At 69.1% G+C, this 16,015-nt stretch carries 16 protein-coding genes and 1 tRNA gene; 11 read left to right on the top strand and 6 right to left on the bottom strand.

Annotated features, from left to right (window positions below; translation table 11 throughout):
* Entirely contained in the window at positions 1-825 is an 825-nt protein-coding gene (locus tag DXT68_RS12495; RefSeq protein WP_045254306.1) for a class I SAM-dependent methyltransferase, read from the bottom strand.
* Between the two features lie 60 nt (positions 826-885).
* Between DXT68_RS12495 and DXT68_RS12490 the strand changes: the two genes are divergently transcribed.
* Positions 886-1,635 carry a phosphoglyceromutase gene (locus DXT68_RS12490; RefSeq protein ID WP_045254307.1) on the top strand — a complete coding sequence of 250 codons (750 nt, stop codon included), beginning with the start codon at positions 886-888 and terminating at the stop codon, positions 1,633-1,635.
* A gap of 131 nt (positions 1,636-1,766) precedes the next feature.
* Here the strand turns inward: DXT68_RS12490 and phoU are convergent, their stop codons facing one another.
* Entirely contained in the window at positions 1,767-2,465 is a 699-nt protein-coding gene (gene phoU, locus DXT68_RS12485; protein WP_045254308.1) for a phosphate signaling complex protein PhoU, read from the bottom strand.
* Positions 2,466-2,684: 219 nt separating this feature from the next.
* On the opposite strand from phoU, the gene DXT68_RS12480 reads away from it, so the two are divergent.
* Positions 2,685-3,899 (top strand): sensor histidine kinase, encoded by a 1,215-nt coding sequence (locus tag DXT68_RS12480; protein ID WP_045254309.1) that lies wholly within the window; start codon positions 2,685-2,687, stop codon positions 3,897-3,899.
* A complete protein-coding gene (locus tag DXT68_RS12475; protein ID WP_045254310.1) occupies positions 3,896-4,579 on the top strand; it encodes a response regulator in 684 nt (227 codons plus the stop codon). Before DXT68_RS12480 ends, DXT68_RS12475 begins: the two co-directional genes overlap by 4 nt.
* A gap of 77 nt (positions 4,580-4,656) precedes the next feature.
* On the opposite strand, the gene DXT68_RS12470 is transcribed toward DXT68_RS12475, so the two are convergent.
* The gene (locus tag DXT68_RS12470) at positions 4,657-5,190 is read right to left on the bottom strand and encodes a hypothetical protein (protein ID WP_045254311.1); all 534 of its coding nucleotides are present in this window, start codon (positions 5,188-5,190) and stop codon (positions 4,657-4,659) included.
* Positions 5,191-5,325: 135 nt separating this feature from the next.
* Between DXT68_RS12470 and DXT68_RS12465 the strand changes: the two genes are divergently transcribed.
* The 6 genes from DXT68_RS12465 to DXT68_RS12440 all read left to right on the top strand — a co-directional run bounded on the left by DXT68_RS12465 (position 5,326) and on the right by DXT68_RS12440 (position 10,992).
* Positions 5,326-5,808, top strand: coding sequence for a CarD family transcriptional regulator (locus DXT68_RS12465; RefSeq protein ID WP_045254312.1), 483 nt, complete (start codon positions 5,326-5,328; stop codon positions 5,806-5,808).
* Between the two features lie 73 nt (positions 5,809-5,881).
* Positions 5,882-7,096 carry a 2-C-methyl-D-erythritol 4-phosphate cytidylyltransferase gene (gene ispD / locus DXT68_RS12460; RefSeq protein WP_045254313.1) on the top strand — a complete coding sequence of 405 codons (1,215 nt, stop codon included), beginning with the start codon at positions 5,882-5,884 and terminating at the stop codon, positions 7,094-7,096.
* A gap of 94 nt (positions 7,097-7,190) precedes the next feature.
* A complete protein-coding gene (locus DXT68_RS12455; protein ID WP_045254314.1) occupies positions 7,191-7,781 on the top strand; it encodes a short chain dehydrogenase in 591 nt (196 codons plus the stop codon).
* A gap of 154 nt (positions 7,782-7,935) precedes the next feature.
* Positions 7,936-9,339 (top strand): cysteine--tRNA ligase, encoded by a 1,404-nt coding sequence (gene cysS / locus DXT68_RS12450; protein WP_045254315.1) that lies wholly within the window; start codon positions 7,936-7,938, stop codon positions 9,337-9,339.
* Positions 9,332-10,339 carry a 23S rRNA (guanosine(2251)-2'-O)-methyltransferase RlmB gene (gene rlmB, locus DXT68_RS12445; protein WP_045254316.1) on the top strand — a complete coding sequence of 336 codons (1,008 nt, stop codon included), beginning with the start codon at positions 9,332-9,334 and terminating at the stop codon, positions 10,337-10,339. The genes cysS and rlmB overlap by 8 nt, the downstream gene beginning before the upstream one ends.
* 11 nt (positions 10,340-10,350) lie before the next feature.
* Entirely contained in the window at positions 10,351-10,992 is a 642-nt protein-coding gene (locus tag DXT68_RS12440) for an NAD(P)-dependent oxidoreductase (protein WP_045254317.1), read from the top strand.
* An 18-nt stretch (positions 10,993-11,010) separates the two neighbouring features.
* Here the strand turns inward: DXT68_RS12440 and DXT68_RS12435 are convergent, their stop codons facing one another.
* Together DXT68_RS12435 and DXT68_RS12430 are read right to left on the bottom strand one after the other, a co-directional pair.
* Complete coding sequence (locus tag DXT68_RS12435) at positions 11,011-12,309, bottom strand: DUF4032 domain-containing protein (protein WP_045254318.1); 1,299 nt, start codon at positions 12,307-12,309, stop codon at positions 11,011-11,013.
* A gap of 76 nt (positions 12,310-12,385) precedes the next feature.
* A complete protein-coding gene (locus DXT68_RS12430; protein ID WP_045254319.1) occupies positions 12,386-13,489 on the bottom strand; it encodes an ABC transporter ATP-binding protein in 1,104 nt (367 codons plus the stop codon).
* Between the two features lie 229 nt (positions 13,490-13,718).
* On the opposite strand from DXT68_RS12430, the gene DXT68_RS12425 reads away from it, so the two are divergent.
* Positions 13,719-14,711, top strand: a complete 993-nt coding sequence (locus DXT68_RS12425; protein WP_045254320.1) for a thioredoxin domain-containing protein — start codon at positions 13,719-13,721, stop codon at positions 14,709-14,711.
* Between the two features lie 42 nt (positions 14,712-14,753).
* A tRNA-Thr gene (locus DXT68_RS12420) sits at positions 14,754-14,826 on the top strand.
* An 81-nt stretch (positions 14,827-14,907) separates the two neighbouring features.
* Here the strand turns inward: DXT68_RS12420 and DXT68_RS12415 are convergent.
* Positions 14,908-15,996 carry a tyrosine-type recombinase/integrase gene (locus DXT68_RS12415; RefSeq protein ID WP_156149300.1) on the bottom strand — a complete coding sequence of 363 codons (1,089 nt, stop codon included), beginning with the start codon at positions 15,994-15,996 and terminating at the stop codon, positions 14,908-14,910.
* Positions 15,997-16,015 lie beyond the last annotated feature (19 nt).

The raw sequence follows: 16,015 nt of genomic DNA, 5'->3' as shown, positions 1-16,015 counted from the left end.
TCACCCGAGCGGCGCGACCGCGTGCCAGGGCAGCGTGAGCTCGCCCAGGCGCCAGCGGCTCTTGCCGCCGAGCACCGGCCACCCCTGCTCGCGCAGCGCACCGACGGCAGCGAGGAACCTCTGGGTGGCCCCGAAGGTCGACAGCGGAGCAGCGCGCGCCCACTCGCGATCGAGGTCGAGGAGCAGCGCGTGCACCCGCTCGCCGGGCACGTTGCGATGGATCAGTGCCTTGGGGAGTCGTTCCGCGACGATGCTCGGATGCTCGAGATCGGCCAGACGCAGCGAGATCGTGAACCGCTGCGGTGCTCCCGTCGGATCCACGTCGATCCAGCTCGACACGCGACCGATCTCGTCGCACGTGCCCTCGATCAGCAGGCCACCGGGTGAGAGACGCGCGGCCATCGTGCGCCAGGCCGTCGCCACATCGGCCTCGTCGTACTGCCGCAGCACGTTCATGGCGCGGATCAGCGCGGGACGACGGCCGGCCGGCAGCGGCACCTCGAAGCCGCCGCGGTCGAAGGACACCCGCAGCTCGGGGGAGAACGGCGTGCGGCCGGCGTGCACCTCGGCGAGCTGCCGGGTCGCGGTCTGCACGCGCGCGGGGTCGATCTCGAGGCCACGCACCTCGGCGTCCGGGCGCACGCGCTGCAATCGGGTCGCGAGCTCGAACGCGGTGACGCCGCTCGCCCCGAAGCCCAGATCGACGACGAGTGGATCCTCGGCGCGGCGGAAGGCGGTGCTCGCAGCGATCCAGCGGTCGTTCCGGCGGAGTCGGTTCGTCCCGGTGGTGCCGCGGGTCGGCCGACCGAGAGGAGATGACGCCATGCGTCAATCCTCGCAGGGCGCGGGCGTACACGTGCCGGGCTGCGCCGATAAACTGATGCCATGACTTCGAAGCGCACCCTGATCCTGCTCCGTCACGGCCGGAGCGAGTGGAACGAACTGAACCTCTTCACCGGTTGGGTGGACGTCCGACTCAACGCGCAGGGCGAGAAGGAGGCGAAGCGCGGAGGCGAGCTGCTCGCCGAGGCCGGCATCCTGCCCGATGTCCTGCACACCTCGCTGCTCAGCCGTGCGATCCAGACCGCGAACATCGCGCTGGATGCCGCCGACCGTCTGTGGATCCCGGTCACGCGCTCGTGGAGGCTGAACGAGCGTCACTACGGCGCCCTGCAGGGCAAGGACAAGGCGCAGACCCTCGAGGAATTCGGTCCCGAGCAGTTCCAGCTGTGGCGTCGATCGTTCGACGTGCCGCCGCCCGTGCTCGACGACGACAGCGAGTTCAGTCAGGTCCACGACGCGCGCTACGCGGGCATCGACGGCGAGGTGCCGCGCACCGAGTCGCTGAAGCTCGTCATCGACCGTCTGCTGCCGTACTGGGAGAGCGCGATCGTTCCCGACCTCGAGGCGGGCAAGACGGTTCTCGTCACGGCCCACGGCAACTCCCTCCGCGGCCTGGTGAAGCACCTCGAGGGCATCAGCGACGACGACATCGCCGAGCTGAACATCCCCACCGGCATCCCGCTCGTGTACGAGCTGGACGAGAACAACGTCCCGACCGGGCCGGGTCGCTACCTCGACCCCGAGGCCGCTGCGGCCGGCGCGGCGGCGGTCGCCGCCCAGGGCAAGAAGTAGCCCAGGGCAGGAAAAAGCCCAGGGCAGGAAAAAGCCCAGGGCAGGAAAAAGCCCAGGGCAGGAAACAGCCCGGACACAGCGAGGGGGCGGATGCAGTCAGCATCCGCCCCCTCGGTGCATCCGGGCCAGGATCAGGCGTGCCCGAGCTCCCGCTGCTGCTCGATCGCGAGGGCGATGTCCTCTTCCTCGATGCGCCAGTCTCCGGTCGCCAGGTAGATGACCTTCTTGGCGACGGCGACCGCGTGGTCGGCGAAGCGCTCGTGGTAGCGGCTGGCGAGCGTGGCGTCGACCGTCGCGGTGGCCTCGCCCTTCCAGTTGTCGCTGAGCACCTTCTCGAACACGCTCGCGTGCAGCTCGTCGATGTCGTCGTCGGTGTTGCGGATGGTGTCGGCGAGCTTCAGGTCCTGCGTGCGCAGCAGCTCGGAGAGGGTGCGGGAGATCTCGACGTCCAGCTCGCCCATCTTCGTGAAGGTGCCCTTGAGGCCCTTCGGGATCGCGCGCTCGGGGAAGCGCAGGCGCGCGAGCTGCGCGATGTGCTCGGACATGTCGCCCATGCGTTCGAGCGACGCGCTGACGCGCAGTGCGGTGACGACCACGCGGAGGTCGCGGGCGACCGGCTGCTGGCGGGCGAGGATCTCGATGGCCTGCTCGTCGAGGGCGACGGCGAGCTCGTCGATCTTGGCGTCGTCGGCGATGACCTCCTCGGCCAGCTCGACGTCGCTCGTGGCGAACGAGCGGGTGGCCTTGTCGATCGAGACCGTGACGAGGTCGGCGATCTCCACGAGCTGGGACTGCAGGTCCTCGAGGGACTGATGGAAGACTTCGCGCATGTCGGCGCAACCTTTCGTTCGGGTCTCGGCTGTGGTGTCAACGCGAGACGGCTGGGTCGTCCGCGCGGGGAGAGCACAGCGCTCCCGCACAGGCCCGAAAGCGATTGTCTGCTTCGAAGGTTAACGAACGGTGCCCAGCACGTGAATAGTACTTCTCGCCTTGTGGCCAGCGCGGGCGAACCCGCCGAATAGCGGGTGAACGCCCTCTACGCTGAGGGTATGACCCTGCCGCAGATCGCGCTGCTCGCACTGGCCGTCGGCCTCGCGATCGGTGTCGGACTCTCCCTCCTCGTGGCGTGGGCGTACCGCGCGAGGGCCCGGGTCGCCGACGAATCCTCGCTGGTCGTCCCCGACGGCGTCACCGCGGTGCTGGGCAGCATGGACGACGCGGCCTGCGTCGTCGACTCCTCCGGTCTCGTCCTCGCGGCCTCCAGGGCGGCATCGCGCTTCGGCATCGAGGTCGGTGCTCCTCTCGAGAATCCGGAGCTGCGCCAGCTCGTGCGGGGCGGGCGCGCCGAGGGCGGGTCCGCCTCCGAGTCGCTGCGTCTGACCCGCGGCGGCCTCAGCCTCGACCCGCGTCTGGTGTCGGCTCGCGCGAGCGTGATCAGTCCGCGGATGACGCTGCTGATCATCCGCGACGTCACCGAGCAGGAGCGCCTCGACCAGATGCGCAGGGACTTCGTGGCCAACACGAGCCATGAGCTGAAGACACCGGTCGGCGCGGTCACGCTGCTCGCCGAGGCGATCGAGTCTGCGGCCGACGATCCGGCGCAGGTGCGTCATTTCGCCTCCCGCATCTCCGCCGAGGCGTCTCGGCTCGGTCAGCTCACCGGTCGCATCATGAGCCTCTCCCGCCTCCAGGCGGAGGACGCTCTCTCCGACGTGCGGCCCGTCGCGATCGACGAGGTGCTCGCCACCGCGTTCGAGGCGCACGTCGTGCAGGCGGACTCCGCGGGCGTGGAGATCGCGCGCGGCGGCGACCGCGGCGCCTGGGTGCGCGGCGACTCCCAGATCCTCATCGAGGCCTTCGGCAACCTCATCGCCAATGCCGTCGCATACTCGCCGAAGGGCTCCCGGGTCGGCATCGGCGTGAAGGTCGTCGACGACGTCGTCGAGATCGCGGTGTCCGACCAGGGCATCGGCATCGCCGAGAGCGACCGCGAGCGGATCTTCGAGCGCTTCTACCGTGCGGACGAGGCGCGCTCGCGTCGCACCGGAGGCACGGGCCTGGGGCTCGCGATCGTCAAGCACGCGACCCAGCGGCACGGGGGCGAGGTGCGGCTGTGGTCGCGCCCCGGCCGAGGATCGACCTTCACCATCCGGCTGCCGAGGATCGATGCTCCCCCGAGGATCGACACGGACAAGAAGAACAAGAAGCGCGAGCGCAAGGCGGCGAAGGCCGCGGCCCGCGTCCGAAACGGAGAGCACGAATGACACGCATCCTTCTCGTCGAAGACGAGCCCGACCTCGCCGACCCGCTCGCGTACCTGATGCGCCGCGAAGGGTACGAGGTGGAGATCGCCGAAGACGGCCCCGGCGCGCTCACGGCGTTCCGCGAGCGCGGCGCCGACGTGGTGCTGCTCGACCTGATGCTGCCGGGGATGCCGGGAACCGAGGTGTGCCGCCAGATCCGGGCGACCTCGGCCGTGCCGATCATCATGGTCACGGCCAAGGACTCGGAGGTCGACATCGTCGTCGGGCTGGAGCTCGGCGCCGACGACTACGTCACCAAGCCCTACTCGTCGCGCGAGCTGCTGGCCAGGATGCGGGCGGTGCTGCGCCGCGTCGTGCAGGCCGACAGCGAGCTCGACGAGCGCGTGCTCGACGGAGGCCGCGTCTCGCTCGACATCGACAGGCACACGGTCTCGGTCGCCGGCGCGCAGATCAACATGCCGCTGAAGGAGTTCGAACTGCTCGAGGTGCTGATGCGCAACTCCGGGCGCGTGCTCACCCGGGGGCAGCTGATCGACCGGGTCTGGGGCAGCGACTACTTCGGCGACACCAAGACGCTCGACGTGCACATCAAGCGCATCCGGTCGCGCATCGAGGAGAACCCGGGCGAGCCGGTGATGCTCGTGACCGTACGCGGACTCGGATACCGTTTCGAGAACTGACCGCGCTCACCGCGCACCGACGAGAGAGGCCGGCACCCCGTGGGGTGCCGGCCTCTCTCGTCAGCGTGGTGGTGCGATCACTCCGCCGGGGCGGGAGCCGCGGTGTCGCTCGGGGTCGGCGTCGGCGTGGGCGTCGCCTCGGCCTCGTCGGGGACGAGGTCGGAGTAGTAGGGCAGGGTGCCGTCGAGCACAGGGACGGCCGTCTTGGTGCCGGCGCCGTCGCCGGACTGGAAGTGGATCTCGATGGTCGATCCTGGCTTGGCGTCGAGGTCCTCGATCCGCAGCGGCTCCTGGTCGGCGCCGTAGCTGAGGGTCTTGCCCGCGGGCACCGTGACGGTCAGAGGGTCGAGGTTGCCGACGGTGATCGTCAGCGTCGCCTTCTCGGAGCTCGGGTTCACGACGGCCCCGATGAAGTTGCCCACGGTGCCGTCTTCCGACGCGACGATGAAGGCGTTGCGGACGTCGATCGGTCCGTCGGAGTCGAGGACGTTGACGCCGTCGGACGCGGAGTACTCGATCTTGGTCGCCTGCGGCGAGATGAACGTGCATCCGGTCGCGCCCAGAAGGACGAGGGCGCTGATGGCGGCAGACGCAACAAGGCGCGATTTCACGGGTCCTCCTGAGGTCCGACGGGATATCCGCCTCCATTCTATGCGTATGCGGAGGGCGGTCAGAGGACGCAGGGGCGCGAACCTTAGCGCATATTCCCTGTGGTATCCTTGAGGTTGCCGAAAGGACAATTTTTTATGCTTTTTGAGGTTGGCGAGACTGTCGTCTATCCGCACCATGGCGCTGCGACCATCATCGAGGTCAAGGAGCGCATCATCAAGGGTGAGGCGAAGAAATACCTGAAGCTCAACGTCACCCAGGGGGACCTCATCATCGAGGTGCCCGCTGAGAACGTCGATCTGGTCGGGGTCCGCGATGTGATCGGCCGCGAAGGCCTCGATCACGTGTTCGAGGTGCTGCGCGCCCCGTTCACCGAGGAGCCCACGAACTGGTCGCGTCGTTACAAGGCGAACCTCGAGAAACTCGCCTCCGGCGATGTCATCAAGGTGAGCGAGGTCGTGCGCGACCTGTGGCGTCGGGATCAGGACCGCGGACTGTCTGCGGGAGAGAAGCGGATGCTGGCCAAGGCGCGTCAGATCCTGATCTCCGAGCTGGCTCTCGCGGAGAAGACCGACGAGGACAAGGCGGGCGCACTGCTCGACGAGGTCCTCGCTTCCTGAGAGATTCGAGAGAAGGCGGATGCTTCGGCATCCGCCTTTTTTCGTGCGCGCGGGTAACGTGAATCGAGTGAGCATGCTTCCCGTCCCAGACACCGCGATCCTCGTCGTCGCCGCCGGTTCCGGCACCCGACTGGATGCCGGAGCGCCCAAGGCGTTCGTCGGCATCGACACGCACACGATCCTGCGGCATGCGCTCGAGGGCGTCTTCGCCGCCGCCCCGGCGCAGGTGATCGTCGTCGCGCCCGCCGGGTTCGAAGGCGACGCCGAGACGGAGCTGCGCGCGGCGGCGGGCGACCGGATCGACCTCGGACGCGTCGTCACGGGCGGCGACACCCGTCAGCGCTCCGTCGCCGCGGGGCTCGACGCGCTGTGGGGCGATGTCACGCGGGTGCTCGTGCACGATGCCGCGCGGGCGCTGACACCCCCCGAAGTGATCGACGCGGTGGCTGCGGCGGTCGACGGCGAGACGGGGATCATCCCCGCCCTTCCGGTGGTCGACACCCTGAAGCGGGTCGACGGCGACACGATCACCGCGCCGGTCGATCGCTCGCAGCTGGCCGCCGCGCAGACGCCGCAGGGCTTTCCCCGCGCGCTGCTCGACGACGCGTACGCGGCGGCCGCGGCATCCGGCATCGACTACACCGACGATGCGGCCCTCTTCGCGGCGGCGGGCCATCGCGTGCGGCGGATCCCCGGGTCGGCACGAAGCTTCAAGATCACGACGCCGGACGACCTGGAACGCGCCCGCCATCTGCTCGCCGCCCGCGAGGCCGCGCCCGCCGAGGCGATGACGGAGCGGTCCTCGCGGCCCTCGAGCGGCCCCAGGGTGGGACTCGGCACCGACGTGCACGCCTTCGGAGGAGAGGGGTCGCTGTGGCTGGCCGGTCTCGAATGGCCGGGGGAGCCGGCGCTGTCCGGTCACTCCGACGGCGACGCGGTCGCGCATGCGATCGTGGATGCGCTGCTCGGTGCGGCAGGGCTCGGCGACATCGGCGAGCACTTCGGCACCGCGCATCCCGAGTACGCGGGCGCCCACGCCGAGGCCTTCCTCGCGCGGACCAGGGAGATCCTCGCCGAGGCCGGCTTCACGATCGGCAACGTGTCGGCCCAGTTCCAGAGCAACCGTCCCCGCTTCAGCGGCCGACGGGCGGAGGCCGAGCGCGTGCTGTCGGACGCACTCGGGGGCGCCCCGGTCGCGATCACCGCCACGACCACCGACGGCCTGGGCTTCCCCGGCCGTGGCGAAGGGGTCGCGGTCACCGCGGTCGCCATGATCCACCCGGTCTGACGATGCAGCATCCGGATGCCGGGAATGTCCCGGTCGGCTCACCCGTTGGGGCACACAGCAGCGTGCGGCGATCGCATGCGCAGAAGGAGATGTCATGAGGATCCTGGTCATCGGAGCCACCGGACAGGTGGGCCGCACAGCGGTCGACGCCCTCGAGGGGCACGAGATCGTCTCCGCCTCCCGCAGCGGCGAACCGACGGTCGACATCACCGACCCGGCGTCGATCGAGCGGCTCTTCGCCTCGGTCGGTCAGGTGGATGCCGTGATCGTCGCCGTCGGAGAGGTGCCGTTCGCCCCGCTGGCCGATCTGGGGCGCGACGCCCACGAGTCGGCGTTCCGCGGCAAGGTGCTGTCGCAGCTCGAGGTCGTGCGCATCGGCACGCCGTTCGTGCGCGACGGCGGCTCGATCACGCTGACCTCCGGCATCCTCGCCCGCGAGCCGATCGCGACCGGAGCCGCTGCCTCGATGGCGAACGGGGCCGTCGAATCGTTCGTCGTGGCCGCCGCGGCCGAGCTGCCACGCGGCATCCGCATCAACGCCGTGAGCCCGTCGGTGCTGGAGGACGCGCCGGCGTATCACTCGTCGTTCCCCGGGTTCGTTCCCGTGTCGTCGTATCGAGTCGGTCAGGCCTTCGCGAAGAGCGTGCTCGGCGTGCAGACGGGGCAGGTCTTCCCGGTCGACTGAACGCGGGCACGACCGTCCGCCCGATCTGCGGACGGTGTCCCGTTCCGCGGAGCGTGCGGCCCATCCGCACTGCTGAACGTGACGGCATCCGCAGATCGTGATCCGGTGCGAGACCGCCCAGTCTTCGGATTCCGGCGCCCGGTAAGCTTGTGCGGTGACACTCCGCCTCTACGACACCCGCGCACAGCAGCTGCGCGACTTCGTGCCTCTCGATCCCGAGAACATCACGATGTACGTCTGCGGACCCACGGTGCAGTCCGGCCCGCACATCGGGCACGTGCGGGCGGCGTTGAGCTTCGACCTGCTGCGGCGCTGGCTGGCGCACCGGTACGGTCGCGTCACCTTCGTGCGCAACGTCACCGACATCGACGACAAGGTGCTGGCGAACGCGACGGACGCCGAGCCCTGGTGGGCGCTGGCGTACCGGATGGAGCAGGAGTTCACGGCGGCGTACGCCGGCGTCGGCATCCTCGCTCCGACCTACGAACCTCGGGCGACGGCCTCGATCCCGCAGATGCAGGAGCTCATCGAGACCCTCATCGAACGCGGCCACGCGTATCCCGCGCCCGACGGCTCGGGCGACGTCTACTTCGACGTGCGCTCGTGGTCGCGGTACGGCGAGCTCACCAACCAGTCGGTCGACGCGATGGAGGCCGCCGAGGACGCGGATCCCCGCGGCAAGCGCAATCCGCAGGACTTCGCGCTGTGGAAGGGCGCGAAGGCCGACGAACAGGCGGATGCGACCTGGCAGTCGCCCTGGGGCGCGGGGCGTCCCGGCTGGCACATCGAGTGCTCCGCGATGTCGAAGCGCTATCTCGGACCGGAGTTCGACATCCACGGTGGCGGTCTCGACCTGCGGTTCCCGCACCACGAGAACGAGCTCGCACAGTCGACGGCCGCGGGCGACGGCTTCGCCAACTACTGGGTGCACAACGGCCTCGTGACCGTCGGCGGGCAGAAGATGTCGAAGTCGCTCGGCAACTTCACGCTCGCGCGCGACGTTCTCGCCGGGCACGATCCGCTCGTGATCCGTTACGCGCTCGCCGCCGCGCACTACCGTTCGAGCCTCGACCTCACCGAGTCGTCATGGGCAGAGGCCGAGGCGGCGCTGGGGCGCATCCGGACTTTCGTGGAGCGCGCGGAGCGCACTCTCCCCAAGACCTTCGGATGGGCGGAGCCGACTCCGGTTCCCGAGGCCTTCGGCGCGGCGATGGACGACGACCTCGGCATCCCGCAGGCCTTGGGAGTCGTGCACGAGACCGTGCGTACAGGGAATGCGGCGCTCGATGCCGGCGACACCGACGCAGCGGCGACGGCGCGGCACGAGGTGCTCGCGATGCTCGATGTGCTCGGATTCGACCTCGTCGGCGGGGCGCGGGGCGACGGTGCCACGGCATCCGCTCTCGACGCGCTCGTGCAGACGATGATCACCCAGCGCGCGCAGGCGCGCGCTGACAAGGACTGGGCCGCGGCCGATCGCATCCGTGATGCGATCGCCGCTGCTGGAATCACGCTGGAGGATTCTCCGGCCGGAACTCATTGGAGTATCGATGGCTAAGCCACAGCGCCCCGGCGCGAACAAGGGAAACAAGAAGGGCCCCACCAAGGGCACCGGTGGAATGGGACGCAAGTCCCTCGAGGGGCGTGGACCGACCCCGAAGGCGGAGGACCGCGCCTGGCATCCTGCGGGCAAGCGCAAGGCCGCGGCCGAGCGCTACGCCGCATCGGGCGGGAAGGGCAAGCCGGGACAGCGTCAGACCTCGGGCGGCAACCCGAACAGGTCGGCACGCGCCAAGGACAACACGACCGAGGTCGAGGTCGTCACCGGCCGCAACTCCGTGCTCGAGGCCCTGCGCGCGAAGATCCCGGCCTCGGCGTTCTACATCGCCCAGCGCGTCGAGATGGACGACCGCGTCAAGGAGATGCTGTCGATCGCCACGAACCGGGGCATCCCGGTGCTCGAGGTGACACGTCAGGAGCTCGACCGCATGGCCGGGTTCGACGGCGTGCACCAGGGCGTGGCCGTCAAGGTGCCGCCGTACGAGTACGCGCACCCGCAGGACCTCCTCGAGGCGGTCATCGACCGGGGCGAGGTCCCGCTGTTCGTCGCTCTCGACGGCATCACCGACCCGCGCAACCTCGGTGCGATCATCCGCTCGACCGGTGCGTTCGGCGGCCACGGCATCATCCTGCCGCAGCGCCGCTCGGCCGGAGTGAACTCCGCGGCCTGGAAGACCAGCGCCGGTGCGGCGGCCCGGGTTCCGGTGGCTCTCGCCACCAACCTGACGACGCAGCTCAAGGAGTTCAAGAAGCAGGGCGTGTTCGTGCTCGGACTCGACGGCGACGGCGACGTGCTGCTGCCGGAGCTGCAGCTGGCCGATCGCCCCGTCGTGATCGTCACGGGCTCCGAGGGCAAGGGGCTGTCGCGCCTCGTCGCCGAGACCTGCGACCAGATCGTCTCGATCCCGATCTCTGCGGTGACCGAGTCGCTCAACGCCGGGATCGCGACCTCCGTCGCGCTGTACCAGGTGTCGACCATCCGCAACGCGAAAAAGTAGGGGAGAAGCACATGGCACGCATCGTCGTCCTCGGAGGGACCGGCTACGCCGGACGCCACATCGTCGCCGAGGCGGTGAACCGCGGTCACGAGGTCATCGCGGTCTCCCGATCCACTCCGTCCGACGCGGTGCAGGGCGCCTCGTACGTGCAGGGTTCCGCCCTCGAGAAGGGCTCGCTCGCGAGCGCCTTCGACGGAGCGGATGCCGTCGTCTCGGCCCTCTCTCCGCGTGGCGACATGACAGATCGGGTGCTCGACGCGCTGCGCGTCGTCATCGCCGAGCTCGACGGTGCGCGAACGCGTCTGGGCGTCGTGGGCGGCGCCGGCGGCAGCCTCGTCGCCCCCGGCGGACCCCGCCTGTTCGACCTCGACTTTCCCGAGGAGTACAAGCACGAGGCCCAGGTCGGAATCGATTCCCTCGCCCTGCTCGAGAGCACCGACGAGTCGCTGGACTGGTTCTTCGTGCACCCCGCCGAGGTCTTCGGTCCGTGGGCCGAGGGGGAGCGCACCGGTCACTACCGTGACGGCGGCGATGTGATCGTGCGAGACGACGAGGGCAAGTCCTTCATCTCGGGCGCCGACTTCGCTGTCGCGGTGGTCGACGAGATCGAGCGTCCGGCGCACCGCCGCGCGCGGTTCACCGTCGGGTACTGATCACCCGAGCGGACGCCGTCAGACGAGGTCGCGCCAGTCGACCTCGTCGTCGGAGACCGTGGTCGCTCCGGTGATCACGGGCAGCCCCATCGTCTCGGTGGGAGGACCCATGATGGTCGCCTCGTCACGTCTGTGGCGCAGCACCTCGTTGATGTAGCTCGTGAGCACTTCGGCGAGGGGCACGGACCGGCCCTGCGCCTGCGACAGGTACCACCGGTGCTCGAGCACCTGGTGGAACACCTCGGCCGGTTCGAGCTTGGCACGCAGCTCGTAGGGGATCGCCCGCACCACGGGCTCGAACACGCGCGTCAGCCACTCGTGCGCGTACATCTCCTCGTCGGACCACTGCTTGGTCGAACGAGCGCGGAACTCGTCGAGGTCGTTGAGCAGGCGACGTGCCTGATTCTCTTCGACGTCGAGCCCCGTCAGGCGGATGAGGCGACGCTGATGGTGCCCGGCGTCGACGACCTTCGGCTGGATCTCGACGACCGTGCCGTCGGACGTCGTCGACATCGACATCTCGTCGATGTCGAACCCGAGGGCGTTCAGGCGCTCCACGCGTTCGGTGATCCGCCAGGTCTCGGCGGCGGCGAAGGACTCCTGCACCGTGAGCTCGGCCCACAGCGAGCGGTAGGAGGAGACGATGCCGTCGGCGATCGCGACCGCATCGACGCCGTGCTCGAGACGTCCGCCCGCGGCGAGGTCCATGATCTCGCCGGCGATGTTCGTGCGTGCGAGGTCGAGGTCGTAGGAGCGCTGGCCGTCGGTCAGGCCCTCCTCATGCAGCTCGCCCGTCTCGGCATCGACGAGGTACGCCGCATAGGCGCCCGCGTCACGTCGGAACAGCGTGTTCGACAGCGAGACGTCGCCCCAGTAGAAGCCGACGTTGTGCAGACGCACCAGCAGCACGGCGAGGGCATCGACCAGGCGGTCGGCCGTGTCGGGGCGCAGCACTCGGGTGAACAGCGCGCGGTACGGCATAGAGAAGCGCAGATGCGAGGTGACGAGTGCGGCGGGAAGCGGTTCTCCGGAGGCATCCGTCCGTCCCGCGATGACCGCCACCCTGTCGACGCACGGCACGTCGAGGCGGGCGAGGTTGCCGAGCATCTCGTACTCGCGTCGCGCCATCTCGTCGGTCGTCTCCTTGACGGCGACGACACGTCCTGACAGGTCTGCGAACCGCACCAGATGCCGGGAGAGTCCCTTGGGGAGCGACACGATCTGCTCGGACGGCCATTTGGCCAGGGTCGTGGACCAGGGCAGCGCGAGCAGCGCCGGGTCGACGGAGCTGGCGGTGATCCGCAGCGCATCCTGCATGGGACTCCAGACGGTGGGAGAAATCAGAAGCGGCGCGGGCGACCGAAGTCAGCCCGCGCCGCGTCCGTGGATCCGATCAGGCGGAGACGACCGGCTTGTCGTTCAGACGGACACCCGACTCGATGTCGAACGCGTGCACGTGGCCCGCGTTCGCGGCGAGGGTGACGGTCTCGCCGGCGTTCGGGTGGCTGCGACCGTCGACGCGAGCGACGAGGTCGGCGCGCTTGCCGTTGATCTCGGTGTGACCGTAGAGGTATCCGTCGGCGCCGAGCTCCTCGACCAGGTCGACGGTGACCGAGAGGCCCTTGCCGTCGGCCGGGCCGACCGTGATGTCCTCGGGGCGCACGCCGACCGTGACCTGCGAGCCGTTGGCACGGCCGACCGTGTCGCGGTCGAGCGGCACGACCTCGGTGCCGAAGCGGATGCCGCCCTCAGCGAGATCTGCCGAGAACAGGTTCATGGCGGGGGAGCCGATGAAGCCGGCGACGAAGACGTTCTCCGGCTTCTCGTACAGGTCACGCGGCGAACCGACCTGCTGGAGCAGTCCGTCCTTCAGCACGGCGATGCGGTCGCCCATCGTGAGCGCCTCGGTCTGGTCGTGGGTGACGTAGACCGTGGTGACGCCGAGGCGACGCTGCAGCGACGCGATCTGCGTACGCGTCTGGACGCGGAGCTTGGCGTCGAGGTTCGACAGCGGCTCGTCCATGAGGAAGACCTGCGGCTGACGCACGATCGCGCGGCCCATCGCGACACGCTGACGCTGACCACCCGAGAGGGCCTTCGGCTTGCGGGTCAGGTACTCCTCGAGGTCGAGGAGCTTCGCGGCCTCGAGGACGCGGGTCGCGCGCTCCTCCTTGCCGACGCCGGCGATCTTGAGCGCGAAGCCCATGTTCTCGGCGACGGTCATGTGCGGGTACAGCGCGTAGTTCTGGAACACCATCGCGATGTCGCGGTCCTTCGGCGGGACGTCGGTGACGTCGCGGTCGCCGATGAGGATGCGGCCTGCGTTGACCTCTTCGAGGCCGGCGAGCATGCGCAGCGAGGTGGACTTTCCGCAGCCGGAGGGGCCGACGAGGACGAGGAACTCGCCGTCAGCGACCTCGAGGTTGAGCTTGTCGACAGCCGGGCGGGTTCCGCCCGGGTAGAGGCGGGTGGCCTCGTCGAAAGTCACAGATGCCATTGTGTTTCTCCTTCACCGGCAGGTACGTGCCGGACGATCCGTAGTGATAGAGCGGTGGAGGACTCCACCGTGACCCCTCATCGGGTCACGATCAGTATGGCAGACGGGGGTGCATCTGGGTATTTCTCAGCCTGGCTGGTTAGCATCGATCTCGGCCGCCTACCGCGGCGTTCGCCGCCCGAGTGGCGTCCGGGGCCACCCTGCCCCCCTGAGACTGTCTAGAGGAACGATGTCGAGCGACGAGACGCCGAACGTCCCCAGCCCTCGCAATTCGCGTGAGGCCGTGCGGGAGAAGGCACAGAAGGTGCACGCCCAGCAGTCGAGGGCGCGCGTGATGCGACGGATCATCCTGGGTGCCGTCGCCGTGGTCGCCGTGGGTGCCATCGGCACCGCGATCACCCTCGCCGTCTCGGCGCAGGTCTCGAAGCCGCAGCTCACGCCCGCGGGGATGGATCACGACGGCATCCTCGTCTCCGACATCAGCGCCACCACGGTCGCGGCGGAGGCATCGACCGCCCCCGACCCGGACGACACCGGCGCCGGTGGCGAGACGGCACCCGCTCCCGCGCCGACGACGTCGAGCACGGTCGACATCCACATCTACGTCGACTACCTCTCTCCGGATGCCGGCGAGTTCGAGCGGGCCAACGCCCGCCAGCTCGTGAACTGGATCTCCGAGGGGGCCGCCACCGTGACGTACCACCCGGTCGCGCTGCTGACCGCGAGCTCGAACGGCACGAAGTACTCGCTGCGCTCGGCGGCCGCGGCAGCGTGCGTCGCCACGCACTCGCCCGCCCAGTTCTACGCCTTCAACCACGACCTTCTCGACGACCAGCCCGAGGTGAACACCGACGGCTTCTCCGACGCGCAGCTGGCCGACATCGCCGGTGCGGTCGGATCCGACAATGTGAAGAGCGTCCGCTCCTGCATCGAGGACCAGGACTACGTGACCTGGGCCAAGGACGCCACCTCGCGCGCCCTCGAGGGTCCGCTCGTCGGATCGGACGATCTGGTGCTCACCGCGGCGCCGATGATCGTGGTCAACGGCGAGGCCTATGTGGGGGCTCTCGACGACCCGAGCGAGTTCTCGCAGTTCGTGCTGACCGTCGCCAGCGACGCCTACTACGCCACCGAGACCCCGTCGCCGTCGACGTCTCCCTCGGCGACCCCGACGCCCACCGAGACCACGGAGCCTGCGCCCACCGAGACTCCCGCGTCGTAGGTCGTCGCTGATCACCGTCCCTCGCTAAGCTGGGGGGCGCCCGCCGACTTGGCGCAATTGGTAGCGCACCGTACTTGTAATACGGGGGTTGCAGGTTCAAGTCCTGTAGTCGGCACAAGAAATGCCTAGTCAGAGAACAAAAAATCGCCCCGGTTCCTTAACAGAATCGGGGCGATTCGTTGTTTATCCATGGTTTTCAGGTGAAGAGCTTCGACAGAACAAGTCCGGATGCCGGACCGCGGTGCACCTGGTCCGCGTAGTGCTTGAGCGTCGTGCGCTCCGACTCGTGACCGAGCTGGTCCTTCGCTGCCTCGACGCCGAGTTCATCGCGCAGGACCGTCGCGACTGTCTTTCGGAAGCTCTTGGGCGTCGTGCCCTTCCAGGCGGTGTCGCGCAGCGCGTCGCGCCACGACGTCCGGTAGTTATTCGGGTGGCGGAAAGTCCCGACGCTGGATGCGAAGACGAATGCCGAGTACGACGCGACCCGTCGACGCAGCAGCATGTCCACGAGATGGTCGGGCAGCTCGAGCTCGCGGTAGCCGGCCTCCGTCTTCGTGAAGTCCTGAACGAAGAACTTGCCATCGCGGTCCTGCGCGATCGTCCGGCGGATGGTGGCGAGCTTCGCATCGAGGTCGAGCTGATCCCATTGGAGTGCGAGCAGCTCGCCGGTGCGGACGCCGGTGCCGATGATCATGTCCGTCGTGTCGAGGAGGTCGCTCGCGCGCGGCCGTCGACGTCGCCGGTCGTCGGCGGGTCGCGGTTCAGTGCCAGCGTCCCACTCCTCGAAGCGGCTGCGCATCGCCCGCACGACCTCGAGGTTCGGAGCGGATCTCCTGGCCGCGCGCTTCGCCTTCTCCGGCGCGGGGACGTCGGACATCGGATTGGGCCGCACCGCGCCGTGACGGGCGGCGAGCGTGAACATCCCTCGCAGCACGACGTGCGCCGTCGTCGCGGTGCGGGGCCCCGAGGACTTCGTCAGCGCGGTGATGAACCGATCAAGCCGCGGCACGCTGATCTCGCTCAGGCGGACGGCGCCGAGGCCAGGGGTGATGTGCTTCTCGATCGCGTTCTTGTAGATGCGGATCGACCCCTCGGCCAGCCTGGACTTCGAGTCGAGCCACATCGCCGCGAGCTCGCGCACGGCCGAATCTGGCGTGAGCATCTCGCTCGCCGGAGCCAGCCGCTTCTTCAGCGCCTTGATCAGCACGCGCTCGGCATCCGGAGCCGTGCGGCCCTGTCGCTGCATGAGGCGCGTGATGCCGTCCGAGTCTCGGTAGTAGGCCACCGCGGTCGGCTTCCCCTTC

Origin of the sequence: Microbacterium foliorum (genome assembly GCF_003367705.1) — a bacterium.
GTDB lineage: Bacteria > Actinomycetota > Actinomycetes > Actinomycetales > Microbacteriaceae > Microbacterium > Microbacterium foliorum.
Note: the sequence above shows the minus strand (reverse complement) of the source record. Positions and strands in the feature narration are given on the sequence as shown.

Bases quoted from the DNA above. Each gene is read 5' to 3' on its own strand.
- DXT68_RS12430 (WP_045254319.1), bottom strand. From the start codon at position 13,489: ATGGCATCTGTGACTTTCGACGAGGCCACCCGCCTCTACCCGGGCGGA.
- phoU (WP_045254308.1), bottom strand. From the start codon at position 2,465: ATGCGCGAAGTCTTCCATCAGTCCCTCGAGGACCTGCAGTCCCAGCTC.
- DXT68_RS12425 (WP_045254320.1), top strand. From the start codon at position 13,719: ATGTCGAGCGACGAGACGCCGAACGTCCCCAGCCCTCGCAATTCGCGT.
- DXT68_RS12490 (WP_045254307.1), top strand. From the start codon at position 886: ATGACTTCGAAGCGCACCCTGATCCTGCTCCGTCACGGCCGGAGCGAG.
- DXT68_RS12465 (WP_045254312.1), top strand. From the start codon at position 5,326: ATGCTTTTTGAGGTTGGCGAGACTGTCGTCTATCCGCACCATGGCGCT.
- DXT68_RS12495 (WP_045254306.1), bottom strand. From the start codon at position 825: ATGGCGTCATCTCCTCTCGGTCGGCCGACCCGCGGCACCACCGGGACG.
- DXT68_RS12475 (WP_045254310.1), top strand. From the start codon at position 3,896: ATGACACGCATCCTTCTCGTCGAAGACGAGCCCGACCTCGCCGACCCG.
- DXT68_RS12455 (WP_045254314.1), top strand. From the start codon at position 7,191: ATGAGGATCCTGGTCATCGGAGCCACCGGACAGGTGGGCCGCACAGCG.
- DXT68_RS12480 (WP_045254309.1), top strand. From the start codon at position 2,685: ATGACCCTGCCGCAGATCGCGCTGCTCGCACTGGCCGTCGGCCTCGCG.
- DXT68_RS12440 (WP_045254317.1), top strand. From the start codon at position 10,351: ATGGCACGCATCGTCGTCCTCGGAGGGACCGGCTACGCCGGACGCCAC.
- rlmB (WP_045254316.1), top strand. From the start codon at position 9,332: ATGGCTAAGCCACAGCGCCCCGGCGCGAACAAGGGAAACAAGAAGGGC.
- ispD (WP_045254313.1), top strand. From the start codon at position 5,882: ATGCTTCCCGTCCCAGACACCGCGATCCTCGTCGTCGCCGCCGGTTCC.
- DXT68_RS12435 (WP_045254318.1), bottom strand. From the start codon at position 12,309: ATGCAGGATGCGCTGCGGATCACCGCCAGCTCCGTCGACCCGGCGCTG.